Raw genomic sequence first — 4,161 nt, forward strand, 5'->3', positions numbered from 1 at the left:
GATATTAGCTGGTGCAATAATTTTAATTGTAATAATAGGTATTATAAGTTATGTTTTTTCAGTTAATAAAAAAGTAGCATCATGGCAAGGTAAAATATATCCAGGTGTAACTGTTTATGGTGTAGACTTAGGCGGATTAAATGAGGAAGAAGCAGCTAAGGTACTTAAAGAAAAATTGCCTGATATGATTTTGGACAAGAAGTTAGTAGTTAAAGTAGAGGATAAAACTTTAGAACTGACTTATGAGGAATTAAAGCCAAGTTATAATCCAGAAGAAGTAGCAAAAGAAGCTATGATAGTAGGGAAGGATGAAGGTACCTTTACTAAGAACTCATATATAAAGGGAAAAAAGACCACTAATTTAGATACAAAACTTTCTTATGATGAAGAAGCTTTAGTAGCCTTTGAAAATAAAGTTATTGATGAGGTGGGAGTAAAACCTATAAATGCTTCAATTGAAATAAATTCAGGAAATATATCTATTACTGATGAGGTTTCAGGTAAAACTATAAATAAGGAAGAACTTCATAATACTTTAGTGGATAATATAAATGCAGATCCAGGCAATGAGGCAGTTTTAACTTTTGATTTAGTGATTGAAGAAGCTAAAATAAAAGCTGAAGATTTAACTAGAATTAATGGGAAAATAAGTAGTTATAGCACTAGTTATGTTAATACTGGCGATGGTAGAGTTAAGAATATGGAAATTGCTGCAGATATAGTAAATGGGACAATTCTTATGCCAGGAGATGAATTTAGTTATAATGGATTAATTGGAGATACTACTCCAGAAAAAGGCTATGAAAAAGCTAATACCTATGTAGGAAATGAAATAGTTCCTGACTATGGTGGTGGAATATGTCAAGTTTCAACTACTCTTTACAGAGCAGTGATGAATGCAAATATTAGATCAACAGAAAGGATGAATCACTCCCTTACAGTTTCTTATTCTGATCCAGGATTAGATGCAACAGTGGCTAATCCTTATATAGATTATAAGTTTGTAAATACTTACGATTTTCCAGTATATATTCAAGGCTCTGTTAGTGGTGGAGTAGTAAACTTTACTTTATATGGAGATGCTGAGGCAATGGGGAATAAGACTTATGAGTTAGTAAATGAAATTCATGAAAAGTACAACCCTGAAATAAAGTATGAAGATGATCCAACTATGGAAGAAGGAACTGAAAAGGTAGTATCTCATGGAATGCCAGGATACAAGGCAAGTTCTTATCAAGTAACTTATGAAAATGGAGTAGAAGTAGATAGAGAATTTATTGCAACAGATGTTTACATGACTACAGATACAATAGTTAAAAGAGGAACTAAGAAGAAGGATGTTCCTAAGAAAGAAGACAGCAAAAAGGAAGATCCTAAAAAAGAAGATACAACAAATAATAAAACTGAACCAGAGAAAAAACCAAACAACTAGTCATAAATGCGAAGCATTTTATTAATGAAAGAATGAAGAAATGAAAGAATGCTTATAAAAAATAGAAATTTTTTATAAGAGAATATTTAAAATAAGGAGGTTTTGCATAGCAAAACCTCTTCCTTCATTTTTCATTCTTTCATTACCTTAATTTTTTTATTTTAAAATGCTTTGCATTTTATTGTTATTATATTGTTAAGTTTATTGTTGAAATTAAACTATAGTGATATTATAAATATAAAATAAAGGTTATGGTAAAGGAGTATTTATGGCATATAAGATGGTTTGCATTGATATGGATGGAACTTTACTAGGTAAGGGGAGAAAAGTATCGGATGAAAGCAAGAGAGTAATTAAAAAATTGCATGATAAGGGAATAGAAGTAGTAGTAACTACAGGAAGAATATATAATAATGCTGCCTATTACTCTCATCTTTTAGGTGTAAAGTCTCCAGTTATTGCAGCAAATGGAGCTATAGTTAGAGATAAATATACTAATAAAATAATATACGAAAATCCTATAAAAACAGAAACTTGCATTAAGTTAGTGAAAACTCTTGAAAGTTTAAATTTATTATTTCACTTTTATACATCAGATGAAATATACTGCGGAAATTATCTGACTAAGGTAGCTACTAAATTATATATGACAAAGCAAAGTGGTTTTGATGATTTAAGAATTCATTATAATGTGATTAGGGATTTAAAGAAATGGGAAGAATTTTTTATTAGAACTAATGGGAAGATTACTAAAAGTATAGCCTTCTCTTTAGAACCTGAAAAATTAATGGCTCTTAGGAGTAAGTTAAATGAATTTGATGATATTATATATTTTGGATCAGGAACAAAAAGTCTTGAAATTAATAATAGAGGTGCATCAAAAGGTAACGCAGTAAAGGCTTTAGCTGAGTATTATGGATTTAAGCGAGAAGAAATAGTATGCATTGGTGATAATGAAAATGATATTTCGATGATTGAATATGCAGGTCTTGGAGTTGCAATGGGAAATGCAATAGAAAAAGTAAAAGACCTTGCAGATTTTGTTACAGATACTAATAAAGAAGATGGAGTAGCAAAGGCATTAAAAAAAATATTTGATATTTAGCGAGGAATTTGTAGAAATAAGTAATATATATTGTATAAAAAAATATTATGTTAATAAAGTGCAAATGACTTTGACTAATGAGTTTTCATATAGTATTATTTTTATTATGGTATTAGATAAGTAAGGTGTAAATCTTACTTTTTTATTGGAGGAAATACAGATGAACAATTTAAATATAGTATTATATCAACCAGAGATACCTCAAAATACTGGTAATATTGCTAGAACTTGTGTTTTGACTAACTCAACTCTACACTTAATAAAACCAATGAAATTTAAAATAGATGATAAACAAGTGAAAAGAGCTGGATTAGATTATTGGAGCGAATTAAAATTAGAGATTCATGAAAGTTATGAAGATTTTATGAAAAAGTACGGAAATGAAAGAATCTTTTTATCAACTACTCATGCAACAGAACATTATGATGAAGTCGAATATAAAGAAGGAGATTTCATAATGTTTGGTAGAGAATCTGCTGGTGTTCCTGAAGAAGTACATACTGCTCATAAAGGTATTAGAATTCCAATGATAAAAACTAGCACAAGGAGTTTAAATCTTTCAAACACAGTTGCAATAGTAGCTTATGAGGCATTAAGACAAATTGGTTTTCCTGAAATGAAGTAGATTAGGGGGAATAGAAAATGGAAAAAATAAAAATAGTGACAGATAGTTGTCTAGATCTTCCAGAAGAATTAATAAGAGAAAATAATATTGAAATACTACCTGTACTAATTAATTTTGGAGATAAAAGTTACGTAGATAGAGAAGAAATAAATCTTAAAGAAATGCAAGAAAAGATAGAGCGAGAGAAGGTATTACCAACTACTGCTCAAATAACACCAAGTAGATTTGAAGAATACTTTAGAAATGCATTAAATGAAGGCTACAAAGTATTAGCAATATTAATGTCTTCTAATATGAGTGGAACTTATAATTCAGCTTGTATCGCTAAAGATATGATAGAATCTGATGATATAGTTATAGTAGATACTCAAGTAATTACATCAGCTCAGGGTTTACTTGTATTAAAAGCTTGTGAGCTAAGAGATAAAGGATTTGCTGCTGAAGAGATAAAGAAAGAAATAGATGAAATGAAGTCTAGAATGAAGGCATCTCTTTGTTTTGAGTCTTTAGAGAACTTAGTAAGAGGCGGAAGAATTTCTAAAACAGCAGGGGCAATAGGTACTGCTTTAGGTCTTAGAGTAATTATTGGCTTTGAAGATGGAATGATGGTTGCAAAAGATAAGATTAGAGGAAATAAGAAGGTAATAAAGAAAATTATATCTGATTATGAAAATGGTAACCCAGATAAAAATGAGCCAGTAATATTAATAGAAATAGTGAGTCCAGAAATAAAGGCTGAACTTAAAAGTTATTTAGAAGAAAATAATATTAAGTATATAGAAACTAATCCAGGTTGTGCTGTAGGAATACACTCAGGGAATAGAGTTTGCGGATTATTCTTTTTAAGTAAATAGAAAAGAACTAAAAATGCGTATCACAGTTTAGTGATACGCATTTTTGTATTGTATTGAAAACCACTGGCTATGCCAGTGGATAAAATGGCTTAAGCTCTGAACAGAAAAAACTCCTATGATATAATTGCAACGACTGACAATCGTA

Annotated in this window: 4 protein-coding genes; all 4 read left to right on the forward strand. The window is 29.8% G+C overall.

Going from position 1 to position 4,161, the window contains the following annotated elements:
- Window positions 1–1,432: VanW family protein (locus tag E6248_RS13985; protein WP_316341401.1), on the forward strand; the 1,432-nt coding region annotated here is incomplete at its 5' end.
- Between the two features lie 268 nt (window positions 1,433–1,700).
- Window positions 1,701–2,537 (forward strand): Cof-type HAD-IIB family hydrolase, encoded by an 837-nt coding sequence (locus E6248_RS13990; protein ID WP_316341402.1) that lies wholly within the window; start codon window positions 1,701–1,703, stop codon window positions 2,535–2,537.
- A 160-nt stretch (window positions 2,538–2,697) separates the two neighbouring features.
- The gene (locus tag E6248_RS13995) at window positions 2,698–3,162 is read left to right on the forward strand and encodes a tRNA (cytidine(34)-2'-O)-methyltransferase (protein WP_136007893.1); all 465 of its coding nucleotides are present in this window, start codon (window positions 2,698–2,700) and stop codon (window positions 3,160–3,162) included.
- Window positions 3,163–3,179: 17 nt separating this feature from the next.
- Window positions 3,180–4,016: a DegV family protein gene (locus tag E6248_RS14000; protein WP_316341403.1), complete on the forward strand. Its 837-nt coding sequence runs from the start codon at window positions 3,180–3,182 to the stop codon at window positions 4,014–4,016.
- Window positions 4,017–4,161: the final 145 nt, after the last annotated feature.

The organism is Clostridium sp., assembly GCF_032552055.1.
GTDB lineage: Bacteria > Bacillota > Clostridia > Clostridiales > Clostridiaceae > Clostridium.